The organism is Lysobacter sp. (genome assembly GCF_035655815.1).
Classification (GTDB): domain Bacteria; phylum Pseudomonadota; class Gammaproteobacteria; order Xanthomonadales; family Xanthomonadaceae; genus Lysobacter_J.
The window spans coordinates 114,329-133,492 of sequence record NZ_DASRTS010000013.1 but is presented as its reverse complement, the minus strand read 5'-3'; the positions used below and the strand labels follow the sequence as shown (position 1 = coordinate 133,492).

Sequence of the window (19,164 nt, the reverse complement as noted above, 5' to 3'; positions counted from 1 at the left end):
ACGTGCCGCGCGCACCAGCGCGAGGCTGCCGCGCGGGCCGGCGCCCAGCGCGATGCCGGCCCAGTCGCGCGTCGCGGCGACGATGCGGACGGCGTAGTCGATCACCGCATCGTCCACCTGCGTCTGCGCGGTGCCGGCCTGCATCGCCGCGATGTCCTGCGGTCCCAGCACGCGCGCGACCTGCGACAGGTCGAAGTCCGACGCACTGCGGCCTTGGCTCACCGCGGTGACCATGCGCTTCTCGTCGGCACGCGAGGGGTAACCGATGAGCACCTTCAGCAGGAAGCGGTCGAGCTGCGCCTCCGGCAGCGGGTAGGTGCCCTCCTGCTCGACCGGATTCTGCGTGGCCAGGGTCAGGAACGGCGGCGGCAGCTGGAAGCTGTGGCCTTCGATGGTCACCTGCATTTCCTGCATCGCTTCGAGCAGCGCGGACTGCGTCTTGGCCGGTGCGCGGTTGATCTCGTCCGCGAGCAGCAGGTTGGTGAACACCGGGCCGCGGCGGATGTTGAACGTCTCGGTCTTCGGGTTCCATACCGCGTGGCCGCTGATGTCGCTGGGCATCAGGTCCGGCGTGAACTGCACGCGCGCGAAGCTGCAGTCCAGCGCACGCGACAGCGCGCGTACCAGCAGCGTCTTGCCCAGCCCGGGCACGCCCTCGATCAGCACGTGGCCGCCGGCCAGCAGTGCGATGAGGATCTGGTCGAGCACGGCCTCCTGGCCGATGAAGGCCTTGCCCACCTCCTCGCGCACGGCGGCCGCGCGTTCGGCCAGCGCTTGACCGGTGATCGGAACCAGGGGCACGGAAGTGTCGGCGTTCATGGCGTGGCTCTTGGGGTTGATGTCGTTCGGAGTCATAGCAGGTTGCGCATGCGGACCAGCGTGGCGACGCGGCTGCGGAACGCCGCGTGGTCGCGTGCGATGGGCGTGGAGAGGGCGTCGCGCACGTCGGCGGTGCTCATGCCGAAGCGTTCGGCCAGCATCGCCGCCTGCGTGTCGCCGGTGAGCGCGGCGGCCTGCGGGTCGCGGCGGCGCAGGCGGGCGAGGAAGGCGTTGCGCGCGGCTTCGTGCAGCAGGTGGCCGTAGCCATAGCGGTAGATGTGCTCGCCGCTGGCGACGATGTGCTCCAGCAGCGAGCGGCGTTCGCCCGCGACGGACGGCAGCAGCGGGCCGAAGCGCTGGCCGCGGCGCCACAGCCAGGCAAGCAGCGCGAGCAGCAGCGGCGCCCACACCATCCAGCTCTGCCGCAGCAGCGTCGACCAGAACGACGGCATCTGCGCCGCGTACACCAGGTGCATGGTGCCGGCGCGATAGTTGGGCGCCAGCAGCTGTCGCGTCAGCGCGATGTGGGTGCCGTCCTTGAGCTTGTCGTTGGTGAGGAAGTCGAACTCCGCGAGCACGTCGACCGTGCCCTGACCGTGCGGCAGGCGCATGAACACGTCGCCACCCTGCGGATCGCCCCAGCGCAGCAGCGGCGCCGCGGCAGTGTCGAGTGCGGTGAAGCGGCGGCCGCCGCAGAACTCCACGTGAGGGTCTTCGCCACGCACGTCCAGTCCCGTGCATGCCGGCGGCACGGTCAGCGGCACCAGTTCCAGCCGCTCGAAGATCGGCACCTGTGCGTTGCCGGGCAGCAGCCCGGGCGCGGGCGTGCGCAGCAGCAGGTGGCCGCCGCGTTCCACCCACGCCAGCAGTGCATCGCTGTCGGCGCGCGACAGCGCGCGCGGATCGCTGAGCATCAGCACCGTGTCGCGATCGCCCAAGGCAAGCGGACCGCGCGGCAGTCGCTGCATCGCCTCGGCCTTCACGCCGTCGGCGCGCAGCGCCAGCTTCAGCACGTACAGCGGATTGGTGCGCGCCTCGCCGGTGCGCGGCATGTCGACCCATTCGTCGACACGCTCGTAATTGCGTTTCCACCACGCGATGCCAGCCCACACCGCCAAGGCGGCGATCAGCACGACGAGGGCGATGAGCAGCGTGCGGCGGGTGAGCGTCATGCGGGGGCACTCCCGTTGACGGCGGGCCGCGCCGACCAGGCGAAACGCTCGGCAAGCTCGCGCAGCAGCGCCTCGAATTCATCGGCACCCGGCAAGCGCTGTGCGTATGCCGCGTACTGCCACACCCGCACCGCACGCGCGAACACGTCGCGATCCTCGCCGCGCGGCATGCGGCGCGAGGCGCGCAGCACTTCGGCTTCGGTGGCGCCGGGCACCAGGACGGTTTCGGTGCGCGCGACCATCGTCTCCACACTGGCGCGGTAGAGCATCGCCAGGGCTTCGCGCTCGCGGCCTTCGCGCCAGAGACGGCGGATCGCGCCGGGGATGTCTTCCGGCAACGGCGCCTGCACTTCGGCTGCGTCGGTGCGGCGCACTTCGCCCGGCTCCAGCCGCTCGCGTGCCAGTCCGCCGCGGAACCAGCGCAGCCAGCGCGGGGACGTCAGCAACAGCACCAGCACGATCACGCCGACCACGATCCACAGGCCGTATTCACTGATGATCGCCAGCACGGCGCCGAGCGCGGCCAGCGGTGCCGGTGACGGCTTGCGCGGCTCTTCCTTTTTCTTCTCGGGATCGCGCTTCTTCCAGGTCGTGACCTTACGCTTGGGCGTAACGCTCGGGTCGGCGTAGGCGCGTTTCACCGCGTCGCGCAGGCCACGGTCGTCGGCCAGCGGCAGGCCGGCCGCGCGGTCGTTCACCGCATTGCCGCCGCTGCGATCGAGTGTCGCGTTGCCCGCTTCGACCGGCTGCGCGGGTGGCGCGGGTTGCGGCACCTGCTGCGCGTTCACGCCGTCGCGCAGGCCGCTGTCGTCGGCGAGCGGACGACCGAAGACTTCCTCCAGCGTCACGCGGGGCGCATCGCGTTCCACGTCCTCGACGATTTCTTCTGTGGCGTCGCCATCGACGAAATCCTCATCGGTCTCCTGCGCGTGCGACGGCATCGCCGTCAGGCCGAACGCGAACAGCAGCGCCAGCGGCGCGACACCCCGCAGCAGGCGCGCGCGCAGTCGGCGCAGCGTGAGCTCGATGTCCCACGCCTCGATCTGCGTACGGCGGTTGAGATACAGGCCGAAACCGGCACCGACGTAGAACGGCTCGATCAGTCCCGTCGCCAGCCACATCACGGCATTGGACGCGAGCCGCAGCCAGGTCGGTGCGTCCTGCAGCAGCTTCCACAGCGACTGCATGATCTCGCTGAGGTATTCGTTGGGCACGAACAGCAACACCAGGCCGCCGATACCGAGCCACACCGCCAAGGTGAAATGCAGGCACACCACGGTCAGCAGCGTGGCCACGCCATACACCGGCGCACCCAGCGCGCGGCGACGGTCGCGGGCCTCGCTGCCGCTCGCGCCTTCCAACAGGTCCACCGGCAGATAGAGCGAGCGCACCAGGCTCAGGCGGCGCCAGGTGAGGTGCGGGATCAGCCACTCCACGCCCCAGCTGCGTTGCGCGCGCAGCGTCTGCCGCGGCGTGGGCGCATCGCCGAACACCGCGCGCGACAGCACGAACAGCGGCACGCGGTCGAACGCCGGCTTCAGCCACCACATTGCCAAGCCGCCCAGCCACAGCATGTCGATGGCCCACGCGAATAGGTTGATCAGCACGAACACCGGCAGCGTCAGCGCGATCCACGGCTTCCAGATGGCGGCCGCATGCCGGCGCACCAGCGCCGTGCCCAGCTCGACCGCTTCCCACGCGGTACGCGGACGCAGCGCGACGGTGAGCGACTCGATCCTCATGCCGGCGCGTCCTCATGCGCACGATCACGACCGCCCAGCAGCAGCCACGCGACGGTCAGCGTCCACAGCACGCCGCCGACGGTGTACTTGATCCACGCGGGAATCCACGCGATCGACGACCAGAACGCCTCGACGAACGCCGCGAACACCAGCATCGCCAGCACGCCCACGCACAGCAGGGCGCCGCGGCGCCCGGCTTCGAGCAGCGCGTCCGCACGCCGGCGCTGTCCGGGTGCGACCAGCGCCAGGCCCAGGCGCAGGCCCGCACCGCCGGCAATCACTATCGCGGTGAGTTCGGGTGCGGAATGGGCCGCGACGAAGCGCCAGAACGGATCGCCATGGCCCACCGCCTGCAGGTGCCCGGCCACGCCGCCGATCATGATGCCGTTCATGATCAGCACGACGATTGCGCCAATGCCGGCGATGAGTCCGCTGGCGAAAGTGCGGAAGCCGATGCTGACGTTGTTCCAGACGTAATGGCCGAACATCGCCATGTCGGTGCCGCTGTCGCGACCGAGCTTGCGCGCCGGGTCGGCCGGGTCGTACATGTTTTCGAACTGCATCAGCTGCATGGGATCGAACAGCGACGCCGACAGCTCCGGCTTCCACTGGATCGCCGCGAAGATCACCACCAGCGGCAGCCAGAACAGCACGAACGAGGCGAGCATGCAGCCGCGCTCGGCGCGCACCAGGCGCGGGAATCCGGCGATCAGGAATTCCACCGCGCGACGCCAGCGCGGCGCAGGCGTGCGGTACAGCAGGCCATGGCCGCGCTGCATCAGGTCCTGCAGGCGCTCGGTCACCACCGGGCTGTAGCCGCGGCGCCGCGCCAGCGCCAGTTGCTGGCACAGGCGGCGGTAGCGCGACGGCAGTTCGAAGTCGCCCAGGCCCTGCCACTCGCGCCGCGACTGGCGCGCCTGCTTCGCGTTCTGGCCGCGCGCATCGAGCCAGTGCTCGAAGGCGATCCATTCCGACTGGTGCCGTCGGACGAAGTCTTCCTGCCTCATCGACGCCCCAGCAGCCAGTTGGCCATGCCGTACAACCGCGTCACCGCCGTCGTGCCGCGCGCGCCGGTCAGCGGTTCGGCGAGGTCGGCCAGCTCGGCCTGGCGGGCTTCGGTCAGGCGCAGCCCGCGTTCGGCGAAGGCGACCAGTGCGGCCTGCTCGTGCGGGCGCAGCGCGACCGGCGGCGCCATCGCGTGGTTCACCGGTGCCGGCTGCGGCTCGTGCGGGCGTGCCTCGTGCACGACCAGCGTGCCGGCGACCATGTCGCCCAGACGGCGCCCCCACGGATCGAGCAGGCTCGATACCAGCCCGGTCGCGTACGCCACCGGCAGCATGTCGACCACGCGCAGCAGGTTGCGGGTGAATGCGGCCAGCCAGCCGACGGGCGCGCCGTTGGCGGAGATCACGCGCAGGCCCAGCGCCCGCTTGCCCGGCGTGCGGCCGTTCCACATCGCCTCGAACAGCACCGGATAGAACCAGTACACCAGGAACAACACCACCGCGTAGAAGCCGGCGCCGCTGCGGCCAAGCAGACCGAGCACCATGCCGGCCACCGACATCGCGACCGCGCGGATCAGGAAGTCCAGCGTCCACGCCAGCGCGCGCGGCACCGGGCCGGCCGCGGGCAGGTGCAGCGCGACGCCCTCGGGCGTCACGACTTCCCGGTAGGTGTCGAGCATCAGGCGTTCACGACGATGGTGTCGGCGAAGTGGTCGTGCAGGCAGCGGCGTTCCTCGCCGAAGATCCACAGCACGTTGCCTAGCGCGAACACCCAGCCGATGTACGGGATGCCGCTGATGAATCCGGGCACGAAGCCGCGCAGGAACAGCAGGCGCAGAAGGCCGGCGCGGTCGCCGTCGCCGCGCACGATGCGGATGCCGATCCAGCGCTTGCCCAGCGTCTGTCCGTGGCGGTACAGCAGCACCAGTTGCAACGCCACGTACGCGAGCATCACAACCACGGTCAGCAACGCGATCGACGCGATTCCCGGCCCCAGGTCTTCCCGGCTTTCGAGCCCCGCGATGGCGATGTAGAGCGGCAACGCGATCACCACCACGAGCGCGTTGTCGCAAAGCTGCGCCAGCAGCCGCGGCAGCCGCCCGGCGAGCACCAGTTCGTCCGCCTCATCGCGTTCGACCGGCGCGACCGGCAGCTGCGCCGCCGGCGCCGCATACGGGTTGCGGAACTCGAATCCTTCCATGCGATTCCCCTGTCCATGCAGGACGCGTCCACGCCCCGGTGATGCGGTGACGCGGCCCCCTGCCGCGCCTGCCACACCGCTAGCCGGCCATGCCGAGGTAGCGGTCCTTCAATCGTACATAGTGCTCGGCACTGTAGTGCAAATGTTCGATCTCGCGCTCGCTGAGCCTGCGCACGAAGCGCGCCGGGTTGCCCAGCCACAGTTCGGCCTCGCCGACCTCCTTGCCGGGCGGGATCACCGCGCCCGCGCCGACGAAGCCGTGCCGGTGCACACGCGCGCCGTCGAGCACGCGCGCGCCCATGCCGATCAGGCAGAAGTCGTCCAGCGTGCACGCATGCAGGATCGCGCCGTGTCCGACGGTGACGTCGTTGCCGATCACCGTCGGCAGGCCGCCGGGTCGGGTGAACGGACCCTCGTGCGTGACGTGGACGATGGTGCCGTCCTGCAGGTTGGTGCGTGCGCCGATGTGGATCTCGTTGACGTCGCCGCGGACGACGCACATCGGCCAGATGGAGGCGTCGTCGCCCATGGTGACCGCGCCGATCACGACGGCGGCCGGGTCGATGTAGACCCGCTCGCCGTGGGTCGGGAACGCGTCGAGGTAAGGGCGCATGGTCATGCCCGGATTCTACCGTCGCGACCCTACGGAGCGGCCGCGACGCCCCCCAAACCCGCGCCGGTTTCGCCCCTCCTGCGCCGGCGGCCCGGGACTACACTCCACCGCATGGACATCACCGCCGACACTCCGCTGGACGAGCTGGCCACCACGCACGCGGAGCTGCGTCGCGCCTGGCAGGCCCGCAAGCCTGACCACGCCCAGCGCCGGGCCGACCTGCTGCGGCTGCGCGAGGCGTTCCGTGCACGCGTCGATTCGATGGACGCGGCGATCCGCGCCGACTTCGGCCATCGCAGCCAGCACGAGAACCTGCTGTCCGAAGCGATGATCGTGCTGGCCGAACTCGATCACGCGCTCAAGCACCTGCGCCGCTGGATGCGCCCGCGCCGCGCCGCGGTCGGCTGGCGCTTCTGGCCCGCCAGCGCGCGCATCGTGCCCGAACCGGTCGGCGTGGTCGGCATCCTCTCGCCCTGGAACTATCCGGTGAACCTGGCGCTGGTGCCCCTAATGTCGGCCATCGCGGCAGGTAACCACGTGTACCTGAAGCCTTCGGAACACACGCCGCGCACGAGCCGCTGGCTGCGCGACCTGCTGTCGGAGGTGTTTCCCGCCGACCGCGTCGCGGTAGCGCTGGGCGGCCCGGAGATCGGCGCCGCGTTCGCCTCGCTTCCATTCGACCACCTGCTGTTCACCGGCTCCACCGCAGTGGGCCGCAAGGTGATGGCGGCGGCCGCACCCAACCTGACGCCGGTGACGCTGGAACTGGGCGGCAAGGCGCCGGCCGTGGTCTGCCCGGATTACCCGCTCGATCGCGCCGCCGCCCGCATCGCCACCGGCAAGTGGTTCAACGCCGGACAGACCTGCATCGGCGTGGATTACGTGCTGGTGGATGAAGCGCGCCGCGATGCCTTCGTCGAAGCCATGCAGCGCGAACTGCGCGCGCGTTACGGCGACCTGGAAGGCTCGCGCGACTACACGCGCATCATCAACGACGGTCAGTACGCGCGGCTGCGCGGCTATGTGGACGACGCACGCGCGCACGGCGCCCGCGTGATCGAGCCGGTGACGCCGCAGTCTGACGACGCCACGCGCGCACGACTTGCGAGTGAGCGCCTGTTCCCGCCAACGCTGGTGCTGGAACCGCCGGCCGACAGCGAGGTCATGCGCAACGAGATCTTCGGACCCATCCTGCCGGTGCTGTCGTACCGCACGCTGGACGACGCGGTCGCGCGTATCCGCTCACTCGACCGGCCACTGGCGCTGTATCCCTTCAGCGACGACGAACGCAGCGTCGAGAAGATCGTTTCGGCCACGCTCGCCGGCGGCGTGACCGTCAACGACACGCTGCTGCACTTCGGTGCCCACGACCTGCCGTTCGGCGGCATCGGCCCCAGCGGCATCGGCGCGATCCACGGCCGCACCGGCTTCGATACCTTCAGCAAGCTGCTGCCGGTGTTCCGCCAGCGTCGCCTGGCCGGCAGCGACCTGCTCAAGCCGCCTTACCGCGGCTTCGTGGACCGCATGGTGCGCCTGCTGGCCAGGTAGATCGCGCCGGACAACATCGCTCAGCGCTCTTCCAGCGCGTACTCGCAGCCGGCCAGCGTGACGTCCGGATGCGTGGTGATGGTGCTCACCGTCAGCCGGATGACCTGCGTCATCGCGAAGGCCCCTTCGCCGACCTCGGTGCGATCGATCTCGCGCGTGTAGATGTGTCCCGTCGAGGGAAATCCGGCGCGGGTCAATTGCAGCTGCGCAACCAGGGAATCCCGGTCGGCTCCCGGAAGCATCGCCATCAGGCCGCTGCCCGCCAGCAGTACGCGCTGCGTCTCGTGGCCGAATGCTTCGACCGGTCGCGGCAGCGCAAACTCGTACACGAAGGCGTTGTCCTGCTCCACTTCCTTCCAGCCCGCGAAGGCTGGGTCGGGCTGCTCCTTGTAATGGATGTCGGAAAGCGCCTGGCTGATTGCGTAGTAGGCGGCGTCGTCCCTGCAGGCGAGCGCATCGCCAAGCCGGGCCAGTGCTTCGTCCGCAGTCGCGATCGTGCTCGCCGGCGACTCATCCTGCTCCGCTGCGTGGGCCACTGCCGCCGGGGCGACCACACTGCCGATCACCAGCGTTGCGGACAGGAGACGGCTACGAAGCGGGTGAAGAAGATGCATCGACATGAGCGAACGTCCTTGAACGTGTGAAAGGGGCGGAACAATGTCACGGACGCGGGCATCCGTGAATCTGACTCTCCGGGATTCTTCATGCGTTTCGATCCCCGGCCGCGGCGCGCCTTCGCGACGGACGCTGTATCACAGCATTCGCCGCAGCGTGTCGTCCCGCCGCACGTAGTGGTGGTATAGCGCCGCGAGCACGTGCAGGCCGATCACCCAGTAGAAGCACTCGCCGATGCCGCCGTGCAGGTCTTCCAGCCGCCCGGCCAACACCGTGTCGGGCGCGATCAGCGCCGGCAGCACGAACGACGTGAGCGGCACCTGCACCGCCTTTCCGTCGGCCCAGACGGTGAGCAGGCCCAGCACCGGCATGACCAGCAGGAACGCGTACAGCGCCACATGCAGCAAGCCGGCGGGCACGGCCTGCCATACGGGCAGCGGGGGACTGACCGCCGGCATGCGGTGGCGCATGCGCAAGGTCACGCGCCACAGCGCGAACGCAAACACGCACAGCCCAAACCAGAAGTGCGCCTGCACCATCGCCGTGCGTGCGGGCGTCCCGCGGGCGAACAGCCCTCGCTGTTCGATGGCGAGGTAGGCGGCCAGGATTAGCAACGCGGTCAGCCAGTGCAGCGCACGCAGGCCGCGGGAATAACGGTTGGCACGGGTGAACATGGGCGCATCCTCCGAAGGAAACCAATCCGGTTATCCCATCGGGAGCGCGCCACCTGCCTTGAGCACGATCAGATGTAGTGCTGGCGTGGCTGCCGAGGTGCGATCAGCCAGCAGCGGCAAACCGGCGCAGCGCCTGCACCGTGCGTTCCACGCCTTCGTCGTCGACGTCCAGGTGCGTGACCAGCCGGATCGCCGGCGTGTAGCCGATGGAAACACGGATGCGTGCGTCGTCCATCGCTCGGCGCAACGCATCGTGGCGATCCACCGGCACTTCGATGAACACCATGTTGGTGTGCTGGGCGACCACGCGCACGAGGTCGAGTTCCTGCAGTCCATCGGCGATGCGCGCGGCACGCGCATGGTCGTCGGCCAGTCGCGCGACGTGATGGTCCAGCGCGTACGACGCGCCCGCGGCGAGCAATCCCGCCTGGCGCATGCCGCCTCCGACCACCTTGCGCCAGCGCCGGGCGGTGTCGATCAGCGCCTGCGTGCCCAGCAGCACGGAGCCGACCGGTGCGCCCAGTCCCTTCGACAGGCACACCGACACACTGTCGAAGTGGCGGGTGATCTCGCGCACCGGCACGTCCAGCGCCACCGCGGCGTTGAACAGGCGCGCGCCGTCCAGATGCAGGGCCAGGCCACGGCGGTCGCACAGCGCGCGGGCCGAGGCCAGGTAGTCCAGCGGCAGCACGCGGCCGTGCCAGGTGTTCTCCAGGCACAGCAGGCGCGTGCGCGCGAAGTGCGGATCCACCGGCTTGATCGCGCGTTCCACCGCGTCCAGCGGCAGCGTCCCACCGGGCGACTGCACGATCGGCTGCGGCTGGATCGAGCCCAGCACCGCCGCACCGCCGCCTTCGTACTTGTAGGTGTGCGCGTCCATGCCGACGATGTACTCGTCGCCGCGCTCGCAGTGCGCCATCAGCCCGATCAGGTTGGACTGCGTACCGCTGGGTACGAACAGCCCCGCCTCGAAACCCATCTCGTCCGCCAGCCGCTGCTGCAGCGCGTTGACGGTCGGGTCCTCCCCATACACGTCGTCGCCGACCGGCGCGCGCATCATGGCCTCGCGCATGGCAGGCGTGGGCTGGGTGACGGTGTCGCTGCGCAGGTCGATCCAGTGCATGGTCAAGCATTCGCGGATGTCGGCGGTGCCGCCGAGTATGCCAGCGGGCAGTCCGCCTCAGGTTCTGCTCGAAGCGACCACGTAGGTGCGGTACGCACGAACGAGACGGCATTCGCAGCCTAGTCCGGCCACCCTGCGGTATGAACGATCAACTCATGCGTGACCGCACGAGGCGCCACGTCCTCACACCCGCGAGCGCCTCTTGCGTCGCGCGACGATGCATTGGCCGATGATGGCGGTGGCGAGGATTGCGCTGTTGGTGACGATGAAGACGCGGTTGCCGACCATCACGCTATAGACGACGAAGCCGGCCGATGCGACGCACTGGCCGAGGAAGAGCCACCTTGAAACCCCGCGTGCTTCCGGATCGCGCGCGCAGGCGATGGTCTGGCGGATCAGGGTGGCGAGCAGGACCGCAGAGGCGAGCCAGCCGATCCAGTCGGGATTCATCCGCCCACCGTCATGCGCGATGCCGGGTGCGCCCGCCGGCGTGCAGCTCGCGGGCGTGCATGTCGCGCGTGGCTTGGCGATGACGGTCGGCATGACCCTCGCGACGATCATCGCGAGGCCCTGGTGCAAACCCGGCCGCCTTCAGCGCCTCTTCGTACTGCTGGCCGAGGCGCTGGATGATTTCGAGTCCATCGGCGGTTCGCGTCATGACGTGTCTCCGGAATGGCCTGTTGCCACTATCCGGCCGTGACGCGATGGAACCGTGAACGAAGCGGCGTCAGCCGGATCTGCGCGCAAGCGGCAGGCGCAACTCGACGCGCGTGGAACCGCCCTCGCCCGCACGCGCCTGCAACTGTCCGCCGTGGCCGCTGGCGATGGCGTGCGCGATCAGCAGGCGCAGGCCCAGGCCGTCGCCCATCGGCGCCGGTTGGGGCTGCGTGAACAGCGACTCCACGTCGCCCCCGCCGAGCACCGCGGGATTGATCACGCCGGACAGTTCCACCCATCCATCTACCGCTTCGATGGTGGCGCCGTCGCCGCTGCCGGGGTGTTCCGTGCCGTTGCGCGCGGCGATCAGCCAGAAGAAGGTGGACAGCAGATTCGCCAGGCGCGACGCATCGCCCTCCACGCAGGCCTCGTCGGCGCCGCCCAGATAGCGCACCGGCACGGCCGCGGCGCCTAGCCCGCGGCTGGCCTCCACCATCTGCGCCAGATCGATGGGACCGCTGCGCGACAGCAGGCGTCCCTGGTCGGCGCGCACCCAGTCGCCGATCTCGTCGATCATGCCGCTGAGCCGGCGGATCTGCCGGTCGATCAGTTCGAACAGCTCGTCGCGTTCGGTGCCCTGCACGCCGCCATGGCGCAGCAGGAACAACGCGGACTGGATGGGCGACAGCGGGCCGCGCAGGTCGTGCGACCACTTGGCCATCCACGGTGGGCTATTACCCGTCATGGGCAAGATCCTCGGCGAACGGGTGGGCGCCCTGGCGGCAGATGTCGATCACCGCCTGGATATCGGGCGGCTTGACCAGGTGGTGGTCGAAGCCCGCTTGCGTCGTGCGCTGGCGATCTTCCGGCTGGCCCCAACCGGTTACGGCGACGATCGTCGGCCGCGCTCCCCCGCGCTCGCGCAGTGCGCGCGCGACTTCGTAACCGCTGCGGCCCGGCATGCCCAGGTCGAGGAACACGATCTCGGGCTCGAACGAAGCCACGGCGTCCTCGACCGCGGCCGGGTCGTACAGCACCTGCGGTTCGTGGCCCAGCAGGCGCAGCATCATCGCCAGCGTGTCGGCCGAATCGTGGTTGTCGTCCACGACCAGCACACGACGCGCAGTCGGCGAAACGGCGATCGCGGGTCGCGACGGTTCGACAGGCGTGTCCAGCACTCCGTCCACGGACGGCAGGCGGATGCGGAAGGTACAGCCGCGACCCAGGCCATCGCTGTGCACCTGCACCGTGCCGCCGTGCATCTCGACCAGGCGCTGCACCAGCGTCAGGCCGATGCCGAGCCCGCCGCGCGAACGCTCCACGGTGGTGTCCACCTGGCGGAACATCTCGAAGACCACCTCGATCTGCTCGGGCGCCAGGCCGATGCCCGCGTCGCTCACCCAGGCTTCGATGCCGTCGTCGCTTTCCCTGGCGCCCAGTTCGATGCGGCCGCCCGGATCGGAATACTTGGCGGCGTTGTTGAGCAGGTTGGCGAACACCTGCGCCAGTCGCGCGTGGTCGGCCTCCAGCCGTATCGGCGCCTCGGGCAGGCGCAGTTCCAGCGCGTGCCCGCCTTGTTCGATCAGCGGCCGCGCCGTGTCCACCGCGGCGGACACCACGTCCTGCAGCGTGGTGCTGCCGCGGCGCAGAGTGAACTTGCCGCGCGTGATGCGCGCGATGTCGAGCAGGTCCTCGATCATCCGCACCAGCAGCGACAGCTGCCGTTCCATCATCGCGAACAATGGGTCCTGGTCGCCCGGTTCGCGCAGGCGGCGCACCGCCAGCGCGTTCTGCAGCGGCGCCAGCGGATTGCGCAGCTCATGCGCCAGCGTTGCCAGGAACTCGTCCTTGCGCTGGTCGGCTTCGCGCAGGCGCGCTTCGGCACGGATGCGTTCGCGGTTCTCCGCCTGCAGCTCGCGATTGCGCAGCTCCAGCTCGGCATTGGCCTGGCGCAGCGATGCGTTGAGCTGCTCCAGCTCCAGCGCCTTCTCCTGCTGCAGCGCGACGTGAGCCGCTTCCAGGCTGCTGTTGAGCACCTGCAACTGGCGGCGCTTGCGGTACAGCTCGGCCAGCACCGACACCTTGGTGCGCATGATCTCGGGGATCACCGGCACCATCACGTAGTCCACGGCGCCGAGCTTGTAGCCGCGCAGGCGGTCGAGGTCGCTCAGGTTCACCGCGGTGACGAAGATGATCGGCGTGTTCTCGAAACGCGGGTGCTGGTGGATCATCGCGGCGGTTTCGAAGCCGTCCATCAGCGGCATGTTCACGTCGAGCAGGATGACGGCGTACTCGTCCTCCATCAGCCGCTTGAGCGCTTCCACGCCCGAATGCGCCTCGACCAGCTCCTCGCCCAGCGGCTCCAGGATGGTCCGGTACGTCAGCAGGCGACCCGGCTGGTCGTCGACCAGCAGGATCTTCACCGGAGCGGCCGCCGCGAGGGCGGCCACGTCTCTCAGCGTTGCAGCCATTGCCTGAGCACTCCCAGCAGCTGGTCGGTGACGACCGGCTTGGCGAGGTAATCGGACGCGCCGGCTTCCAGGCACTTCTCGCGGTCGCCCTTCATGGCTTTCGCGGTCAGCGCGACGATCGGCAGCGTGCGGCGATCCTGGCGTGCGCGGATCTCGCGCATCGTGTCGTAACCGTCCATGCCCGGCATCATGATGTCCATCAGCACCAGGTCGAGCTCCGGCATGTCGCCGACCTTGGCGATCGCATCGCGCCCGTTGCCGGCGGTGTGCACGTTCATGCCGTGGCGCTCCAGCACGCTGGACAGCGCGAAGATGTTGCGCACGTCGTCGTCGACCACCAGCACGTTTTTGCCGCGCAGGCCATCATCGGACTCGTGCAGGCTGCGCACCATGCGCTGCTTGGCCGGCGGCAGGTTGCCGATCACGCGGTGCAGGAACAGCGCGGTCTCGTCGAGCAGGCGCTCGGGCGATTCCACGCCCTTGAGCACCACGCTCTTGGCGACGCGGCGCAGGCGTTCGTCCTCGTCCGCGCTGAGGTCCTTGCCGGTGAACACGACGATCGGCAGGTCGCGCAGGCGCTCCTCGTCCTGGATGCGGTCGAGCAGGTCGAATCCGCTCATGTCCGGCAGGCGCAGGTCGAGCACGGCGCAGTCGTACTTGCCGTCGCGCAGGGCCTGCAGTGCTTCTTCGCCGGAACCGACGGTGTCGATCTCGATGTCGTCGTGGCGCAGCAGTTCGACGATGCTCATGCGCTCGTTCGCGTCGTCCTCCACCACCAGCAGGCGCTTCACACGCGGCATCGCGTACAGCTTGATGCGCTCCAGCGCCTCGCCGATGGTCTCCGACGAGGACGGCTTGGCCAGGTACGAGAACGCACCGCGCTCGATGCTGTGGTGCCGGCCTTCCTCGACGGTGACGATCTGCACCGGGATGTGGCGCGTGGAGGCGTCCTGCTTGAGCCGCGCCAGCACGGTCCAGCCGAGCATGTCGGGCAGGAAGATGTCCAGCGTGATCGCGGTGGGGCGGTACTCGCGCACCAGCCGCAGCGCTTCGTCGCCGCGCGAGGCCAGCAGCACCTGGAATCCGCGCGAGCGTGCCAGGTCGCGCAGCACCGACGCGTAGTGCGCATCGTCCTCGACGATCAGCAGCGTCGGCACTTCCGAGACCAGGTCGTCGCGGTCGTCCTCGAGGATCTCGTGGCCCACGTCGTCCGCGGCCGCGACGTGCTCGGCCGGCATCGGCAGTTCGACGCGCACGCGGCTTGAATCGCGCGCGCGGTTGCGCTCCTCGCCGTTGCCGACGTAGTTGAGCGGCAGGTACAGCGTGAACGTGCTGCCCTCGCCCTCGACGCTGTTGAGCCGCAGCTCGCCGCCGAGCAGGCCTGCGATCTCGCGACTGATCGCCAGGCCCAGGCCGGTGCCGCCGTACTTGCGCGCGGTGCCCGCGTCGGCCTGCTGGAACGCCTCGAACACGATGCGCTGCTTGTCCGGCGAGATGCCGATGCCGGTGTCGGTGACCTCGATGGCCACCACGACCGGCGCGCGCGACAGCACCGGATGCTCCTCGCTCCAGCCGTGCGTCGCGGGACGTGCGCGCAGCTTCACGCTGCCCTGTTCGGTGAACTTGAACGCGTTGGACAGCAGGTTCTTGAGGATCTGCTGCAGGCGCTTGGGGTCCGAACGCAGCGTCGGACCGAGTTCCGGCGCGAGGTCCAGCGTGAACTCCAGCCCGCGGCGCTCGGCCTCGTGGCGGAAACCGCGTTCCAGGTTCTCGCGCAGGTGAGCAAAGCTGATGGTCTCGATGTCGATGGTGACCGTGCCCGATTCGATCTTCGACAGGTCCAGGATGTCGCTGATCAGGTGCAGCAGGTCGGTGCCGGCGGCATGGATGGTCTTGCCGTATTCGACCTGGCGGTCGGTCAGGTTGTCTTCCGGGTTCTCGGCCAGCTGCTGGCTCAGGATCAGGATGCTGTTGAGCGGGGTGCGCAGCTCGTGCGACATGTTGGCCAGGAACTCGGACTTGTAGCGCGACGTCTGCGCCAGTTCCGCGGCCTTTTCCTCGAGCGCGCGGCGCGCCTGCTCGATCTGCAGGTTCTTCTGCTCCACCTCGGACTTCTGCGCCGCCAGCAGCGAGGCCTTGAGCGCGATTTCCTCGTTGGTCTGCTGCAGCTCGTCCTGCTGCGCCTGCAGTTCGCCGGCCAGCTGCTGCGACTGCACCAGCAGCCGCTCGGTGCGCATGGTCGCCTCGATGGTGTTGAGCACGATGGCGATGCTGCCCGACAGCTGCTCCAGGAATGCCAGCTGCGACGGCGTGAATTCATGCAGCGAGGCCAGTTCGATGACCGCCTTGACCTGGTCCTCGAACAGCACCGGCAGCACGATCACGCTGCGCGGCACGGCCTGCAGCAGGCCGGACTGGATGCGCACCTCCTGGGTGTTCATGTTCTCCAGCAGGATCAGGCGCGCCTGCGCCGCGCACTGGCCGACCAGGCCTTCGCCGAACTCCAGCGTGCCGTGCTCGGCGGAGGACGTGTCGGCGTAACCGGCCAGCTGGCGCAGACGCGGTGCGCCGCCATCTGCGCGCTCCTCGACGATGTACATCACCGCCTGCTGCGCATTCACCAGCGGCGCGAGCTCCGACAGCAGCATCTGGCCCAGCGTCAGCTGGTCGCGCTGGCCCTGCATCATGCTGCCGAACTTGGCGAGGTTGGTCTTCAGCCAGTCCTGCTCGCGGTTCGACTCGGTGGTCGCGCGCAGGTTGGCGATCATCGCGTTGATGTTGTCCTTCAGGTCGGCCACCTCGCCGCGCACGTCCACCTGGATCGAACGCGTCAGGTCGCCCTGCGTCACCGCGGTGGCCACCTCGGCGATCGCGCGCACCTGGTTGGTCAGGTTGGCGGCCAGCTGGTTCACGTTGGCGGTGAGGTCCTTCCAGATGCCCGACGTGCCCGGCACCTTGGCCTGGCCGCCCAGGCGGCCTTCCACGCCCACCTCGCGCGCCACCGTCGTCACCTGGTCGGCGAAGATCGCGAGCGTGTTGGTCATCGCGTTGATGGTGTCGGCCAGTTCGGCGACCTCGCCCTTGGCTTCCACCGTCAGCTTCTTGTGCAGATCGCCGTTGGCCACGGCGGTCACCACCGCCGCGATGCCGCGCACCTGCGTGGTGAGGTTGGACGCCATCGAGTTGACGTTGTCGGTGAGGTCCTTCCAGGTACCCGCGACGCCCGGCACGCGAGCCTGGCCGCCGAGCTTGCCTTCCGTACCGACTTCGCGCGCCACGCGCGTCACTTCCGCGGCGAAGCCGTTGAGCTGGTCCACCATCGTGTTGATGGTTTCCTTCAGCTGCAGGATCTCGCCTTCGGCGCCCACCGCGATCTTGCGCGACAGGTCGCCCTTGGCCACCGCGGTGGCGACTTCGGCGATGTTTCGCACCTGCGTGGTCAGGTTGGACGCCATCGAGTTGACGTTGTCGGTGAGGTCCTTCCACGCGCCGGTGACGCCCGGCACCTGCGCCTGGCCGCCGAGCTTGCCTTCGGTGCCCACCTCGCGCGCCACGCGCGTCACTTCCGCGGCGAAACCGTTGAGCTGGTCCACCATCGTGTTGATGGTTTCCTTCAGCTGCAGGATCTCGCCCTTCACGTCCACCGCGATCTTGCGCGACAGGTCGCCCTTCGCCACCGCAGTGGTGACTTCGGCGATGTTGCGCACCTGCGCGGTGAGGTTGGACGCCATCGAGTTGACGTTGTCGGTGAGGTCCTTCCACGTGCCGGCGACGCCCGGCACCTGCGCCTGGCCGCCGAGCTTGCCTTCCGTACCCACCTCGCGCGCCACGCGCGTCACTTCCGAAGCGAAACCGCGCAGCTGGTCCACCATCGTGTTGATGGTGTCCTTCAGTTCGAGGATTTCGCCGCGCACGTCCACGGTGATCTTGCGCGACAGGTCGCCGCGCGCGACGGCGGTGGTCACCTCGGCGATGTTGCGCACCTGCGAAGTGAGGTTGGACGCCATCGCGTTGACCGAGTCGGTCAGGTCCTTCCAGGTGCCGGCGATGCCCGGCACCACGGCCTGACCGCCCAGGCGGCCTTCGGTACCCACTTCGCGCGCCACGCGCGTCACTTCCGCGGCGAAGCCGTTGAGCTGGTCCACCATCGTGTTGATGGTGTCCTTCAGCTCCAGGATCTCGCCGCGCACGTCCACGGTGATCTTGCGCGACAGGTCGCCCTTCGCCACCGCGGTGGTGACCTCGGCGATGTTGCGCACCTGCAGCGTCAGGTTCGACGCCATCGAGTTGACGTTGTCGGTGAGGTCCTTCCACGTACCGGCCACGCCCGGTACCTGCGCCTGGCCGCCCAGGCGGCCTTCGGTGCCCACCTCGCGCGCCACGCGCGTCACTTCCGAGGCGAAACCGTTGAGCTGGTCCACCATCGTGTTGATGGTGTCCTTGAGTTCGCGGATCTCGCCGCGCACGTCCACGGTGATCTTGCGCGACAGGTCACCGCGCGCCACTGCGGTGGTCACTTCCGCGATGTTGCGCACCTGCGAGGTCAGGTTGGACGCCATCGCGTTGACCGAGTCGGTCAGGTCCTTCCAGGTGCCCGCCACGCCGGGCACGATGGCCTGGCCGCCGAGCTTGCCCTCGGTGCCCACCTCGCGCGCCACGCGCGTCACTTCAGAGGCGAAGCCGCGCAGCTGGTCCACCATCGTGTTGATGGCTTCCTTCAGCTGCAGGATCTCGCCGCGCACGTCCACGGTGATCTTGCGCGAGAGGTCGCCGTTGGCCACGGCGATGGTCACGTCGGCGATGTTGCGCACCTGTGCGGTCAGGTTGCTCGCCATCTGGTTGACCGAGTCGGTCAGGTCCTTCCACACGCCCGACACGCCCTTGACCTTGGCCTGCCCGCCCAGGCGGCCCGCGGTGCCCACCTCCAGCGCGACGCGGGTGACTTCCGAGCTGAACTCGGTCATCTGCTCGATCATGCGGTTGACGATGGTCGCCGAGCGCAGGAACTCGCCCTTCAGCGGGCGGCCGTCGGCTTCCAGCGGGACCGAGCGGGTGAGGTCGCCCTTGGCCACGCCGGCCATCGCCTCGGACATCGCCACCACCGGGCGCACCAGGTCGTCGATGAGCGCGTTGACCGACTGTTCCATGCCGGCCCATTCACCTTCGCGGTTGGCGGGCGTGATGCGCTGGCGCGTCTGGCCTTCGCGGCCGACCGCCTCGCCCACGCGCGAGAGTTCGGCGGCCAGGCGCCGGTTCTGGCTGACGATGTCATTGAGGATCTGCGCCAGCTGGCCTTCGCGGCCCTGCCAGTTCAGCGGCAGGCGAACGGAAAAATCGCCGGCACGCACGGCATCCATCGCGTCGATCAGCACGTCCAGTGGATCCTGCGACGGCGGCGGCGCAGCCACCTGCGGTGCGGCGACGTTCGCCTTCTTGCGTGCGGACGGACGACGCACCTTGGCTTCCGTAGTCAATCGACACCCCCCATGCCATGCAGCACTGCGGAAAATTTTGGGAGATTAGCG

16 protein-coding genes are annotated in these 19,164 nt (G+C 69.1%); 2 read left to right on the top strand and 14 right to left on the bottom strand.

What is annotated here, in order from left to right; genetic code table 11:
- The 7 genes from VFE83_RS02840 to VFE83_RS02810 all read right to left on the bottom strand — a co-directional run.
- On the bottom strand, positions 1–819 hold an 819-nt coding region (locus VFE83_RS02840), incomplete at its 3' end, for an AAA family ATPase (RefSeq protein WP_324903356.1).
- A 32-nt stretch (positions 820–851) separates the two neighbouring features.
- Positions 852–1,991: a DUF4350 domain-containing protein gene (locus VFE83_RS02835; RefSeq protein ID WP_324903355.1), complete on the bottom strand. Its 1,140-nt coding sequence runs from the start codon at positions 1,989–1,991 to the stop codon at positions 852–854.
- Positions 1,988–3,733 carry a DUF4129 domain-containing protein gene (locus VFE83_RS02830; RefSeq protein ID WP_324903354.1) on the bottom strand — a complete coding sequence of 582 codons (1,746 nt, stop codon included), beginning with the start codon at positions 3,731–3,733 and terminating at the stop codon, positions 1,988–1,990. Before VFE83_RS02830 ends, VFE83_RS02835 begins: the two co-directional genes overlap by 4 nt.
- Positions 3,730–4,740, bottom strand: a complete 1,011-nt coding sequence (locus VFE83_RS02825; RefSeq protein ID WP_324903353.1) for a stage II sporulation protein M — start codon at positions 4,738–4,740, stop codon at positions 3,730–3,732. Before VFE83_RS02825 ends, VFE83_RS02830 begins: the two co-directional genes overlap by 4 nt.
- On the bottom strand, positions 4,737–5,417 hold the full coding sequence (locus VFE83_RS02820; protein WP_324903352.1) for an RDD family protein: 681 nt from the start codon (positions 5,415–5,417) through the stop codon (positions 4,737–4,739). The genes VFE83_RS02825 and VFE83_RS02820 overlap by 4 nt, the downstream gene beginning before the upstream one ends.
- Positions 5,417–5,938, bottom strand: a complete 522-nt coding sequence (locus VFE83_RS02815) for an RDD family protein (protein WP_324903351.1) — start codon at positions 5,936–5,938, stop codon at positions 5,417–5,419. The genes VFE83_RS02820 and VFE83_RS02815 overlap by 1 nt, the downstream gene beginning before the upstream one ends.
- Positions 5,939–6,017: 79 nt before the next feature.
- Entirely contained in the window at positions 6,018–6,557 is a 540-nt protein-coding gene (locus VFE83_RS02810) for a gamma carbonic anhydrase family protein (RefSeq protein WP_324903350.1), read from the bottom strand.
- Positions 6,558–6,662: 105 nt separating this feature from the next.
- Here VFE83_RS02810 and VFE83_RS02805 point away from each other — a divergent pair, with 105 nt between their 5' ends.
- The gene (locus tag VFE83_RS02805; protein ID WP_324903349.1) at positions 6,663–8,099 is read left to right on the top strand and encodes a coniferyl aldehyde dehydrogenase; all 1,437 of its coding nucleotides are present in this window, start codon (positions 6,663–6,665) and stop codon (positions 8,097–8,099) included.
- A gap of 20 nt (positions 8,100–8,119) precedes the next feature.
- Here VFE83_RS02805 and VFE83_RS02800 read toward each other — a convergent pair whose 3' ends face one another.
- The 4 genes from VFE83_RS02800 to VFE83_RS02785 all read right to left on the bottom strand — a co-directional run bounded on the left by VFE83_RS02800 (position 8,120) and on the right by VFE83_RS02785 (position 10,961).
- Complete coding sequence (locus tag VFE83_RS02800; protein WP_324903348.1) at positions 8,120–8,719, bottom strand: hypothetical protein; 600 nt, start codon at positions 8,717–8,719, stop codon at positions 8,120–8,122.
- A gap of 132 nt (positions 8,720–8,851) precedes the next feature.
- Positions 8,852–9,388, bottom strand: coding sequence for a cytochrome b (locus VFE83_RS02795; protein ID WP_324903347.1), 537 nt, complete (start codon positions 9,386–9,388; stop codon positions 8,852–8,854).
- 103 nt (positions 9,389–9,491) lie between these two features.
- Complete coding sequence (ltaE, locus tag VFE83_RS02790) at positions 9,492–10,511, bottom strand: low-specificity L-threonine aldolase (protein WP_324903346.1); 1,020 nt, start codon at positions 10,509–10,511, stop codon at positions 9,492–9,494.
- Between the two features lie 183 nt (positions 10,512–10,694).
- Positions 10,695–10,961, bottom strand: coding sequence for a hypothetical protein (locus VFE83_RS02785; RefSeq protein WP_324903345.1), 267 nt, complete (start codon positions 10,959–10,961; stop codon positions 10,695–10,697).
- 19 nt (positions 10,962–10,980) lie between these two features.
- On the opposite strand from VFE83_RS02785, the gene VFE83_RS02780 reads away from it, so the two are divergent.
- Positions 10,981–11,211 carry a hypothetical protein gene (locus VFE83_RS02780; protein ID WP_324903344.1) on the top strand — a complete coding sequence of 77 codons (231 nt, stop codon included), beginning with the start codon at positions 10,981–10,983 and terminating at the stop codon, positions 11,209–11,211.
- Between the two features lie 27 nt (positions 11,212–11,238).
- Here the strand turns inward: VFE83_RS02780 and VFE83_RS02775 are convergent, their stop codons facing one another.
- Genes VFE83_RS02775 through VFE83_RS02765 form a run of 3 tightly spaced genes read right to left on the bottom strand, consistent with a single transcriptional unit; the run spans position 11,239 to position 19,095 of the window.
- Entirely contained in the window at positions 11,239–11,913 is a 675-nt protein-coding gene (locus VFE83_RS02775) for a HAMP domain-containing sensor histidine kinase (protein ID WP_324903343.1), read from the bottom strand.
- On the bottom strand, positions 11,903–13,618 hold the full coding sequence (locus VFE83_RS02770) for a response regulator (RefSeq protein ID WP_324903342.1): 1,716 nt from the start codon (positions 13,616–13,618) through the stop codon (positions 11,903–11,905). The genes VFE83_RS02775 and VFE83_RS02770 overlap by 11 nt, the downstream gene beginning before the upstream one ends.
- Positions 13,619–13,623: 5 nt before the next feature.
- Positions 13,624–19,095, bottom strand: coding sequence for a HAMP domain-containing protein (locus VFE83_RS02765; RefSeq protein WP_324903341.1), 5,472 nt, complete (start codon positions 19,093–19,095; stop codon positions 13,624–13,626).
- Between the last annotated feature and the right edge of the window lie 69 nt (positions 19,096–19,164).

What these genes read in the sequence shown, in the direction of transcription:
- VFE83_RS02830 (WP_324903354.1), bottom strand. Translation starts at nt 3,733, where the DNA reads ATGAGGATCGAGTCGCTCACCGTCGCGCTGCGTCCGCGTACCGCGTGG.
- VFE83_RS02795 (WP_324903347.1), bottom strand. Translation starts at nt 9,388, where the DNA reads ATGTTCACCCGTGCCAACCGTTATTCCCGCGGCCTGCGTGCGCTGCAC.
- VFE83_RS02835 (WP_324903355.1), bottom strand. Translation starts at nt 1,991, where the DNA reads ATGACGCTCACCCGCCGCACGCTGCTCATCGCCCTCGTCGTGCTGATC.
- VFE83_RS02815 (WP_324903351.1), bottom strand. Translation starts at nt 5,938, where the DNA reads ATGGAAGGATTCGAGTTCCGCAACCCGTATGCGGCGCCGGCGGCGCAG.
- ltaE (WP_324903346.1), bottom strand. Translation starts at nt 10,511, where the DNA reads ATGCACTGGATCGACCTGCGCAGCGACACCGTCACCCAGCCCACGCCT.
- VFE83_RS02775 (WP_324903343.1), bottom strand. Translation starts at nt 11,913, where the DNA reads ATGACGGGTAATAGCCCACCGTGGATGGCCAAGTGGTCGCACGACCTG.
- VFE83_RS02785 (WP_324903345.1), bottom strand. Translation starts at nt 10,961, where the DNA reads ATGAATCCCGACTGGATCGGCTGGCTCGCCTCTGCGGTCCTGCTCGCC.
- VFE83_RS02810 (WP_324903350.1), bottom strand. Translation starts at nt 6,557, where the DNA reads ATGACCATGCGCCCTTACCTCGACGCGTTCCCGACCCACGGCGAGCGG.
- VFE83_RS02800 (WP_324903348.1), bottom strand. Translation starts at nt 8,719, where the DNA reads ATGTCGATGCATCTTCTTCACCCGCTTCGTAGCCGTCTCCTGTCCGCA.
- VFE83_RS02825 (WP_324903353.1), bottom strand. Translation starts at nt 4,740, where the DNA reads ATGAGGCAGGAAGACTTCGTCCGACGGCACCAGTCGGAATGGATCGCC.
- VFE83_RS02805 (WP_324903349.1), top strand. Translation starts at nt 6,663, where the DNA reads ATGGACATCACCGCCGACACTCCGCTGGACGAGCTGGCCACCACGCAC.
- VFE83_RS02820 (WP_324903352.1), bottom strand. Translation starts at nt 5,417, where the DNA reads ATGCTCGACACCTACCGGGAAGTCGTGACGCCCGAGGGCGTCGCGCTG.
- VFE83_RS02780 (WP_324903344.1), top strand. Translation starts at nt 10,981, where the DNA reads ATGCCGGGTGCGCCCGCCGGCGTGCAGCTCGCGGGCGTGCATGTCGCG.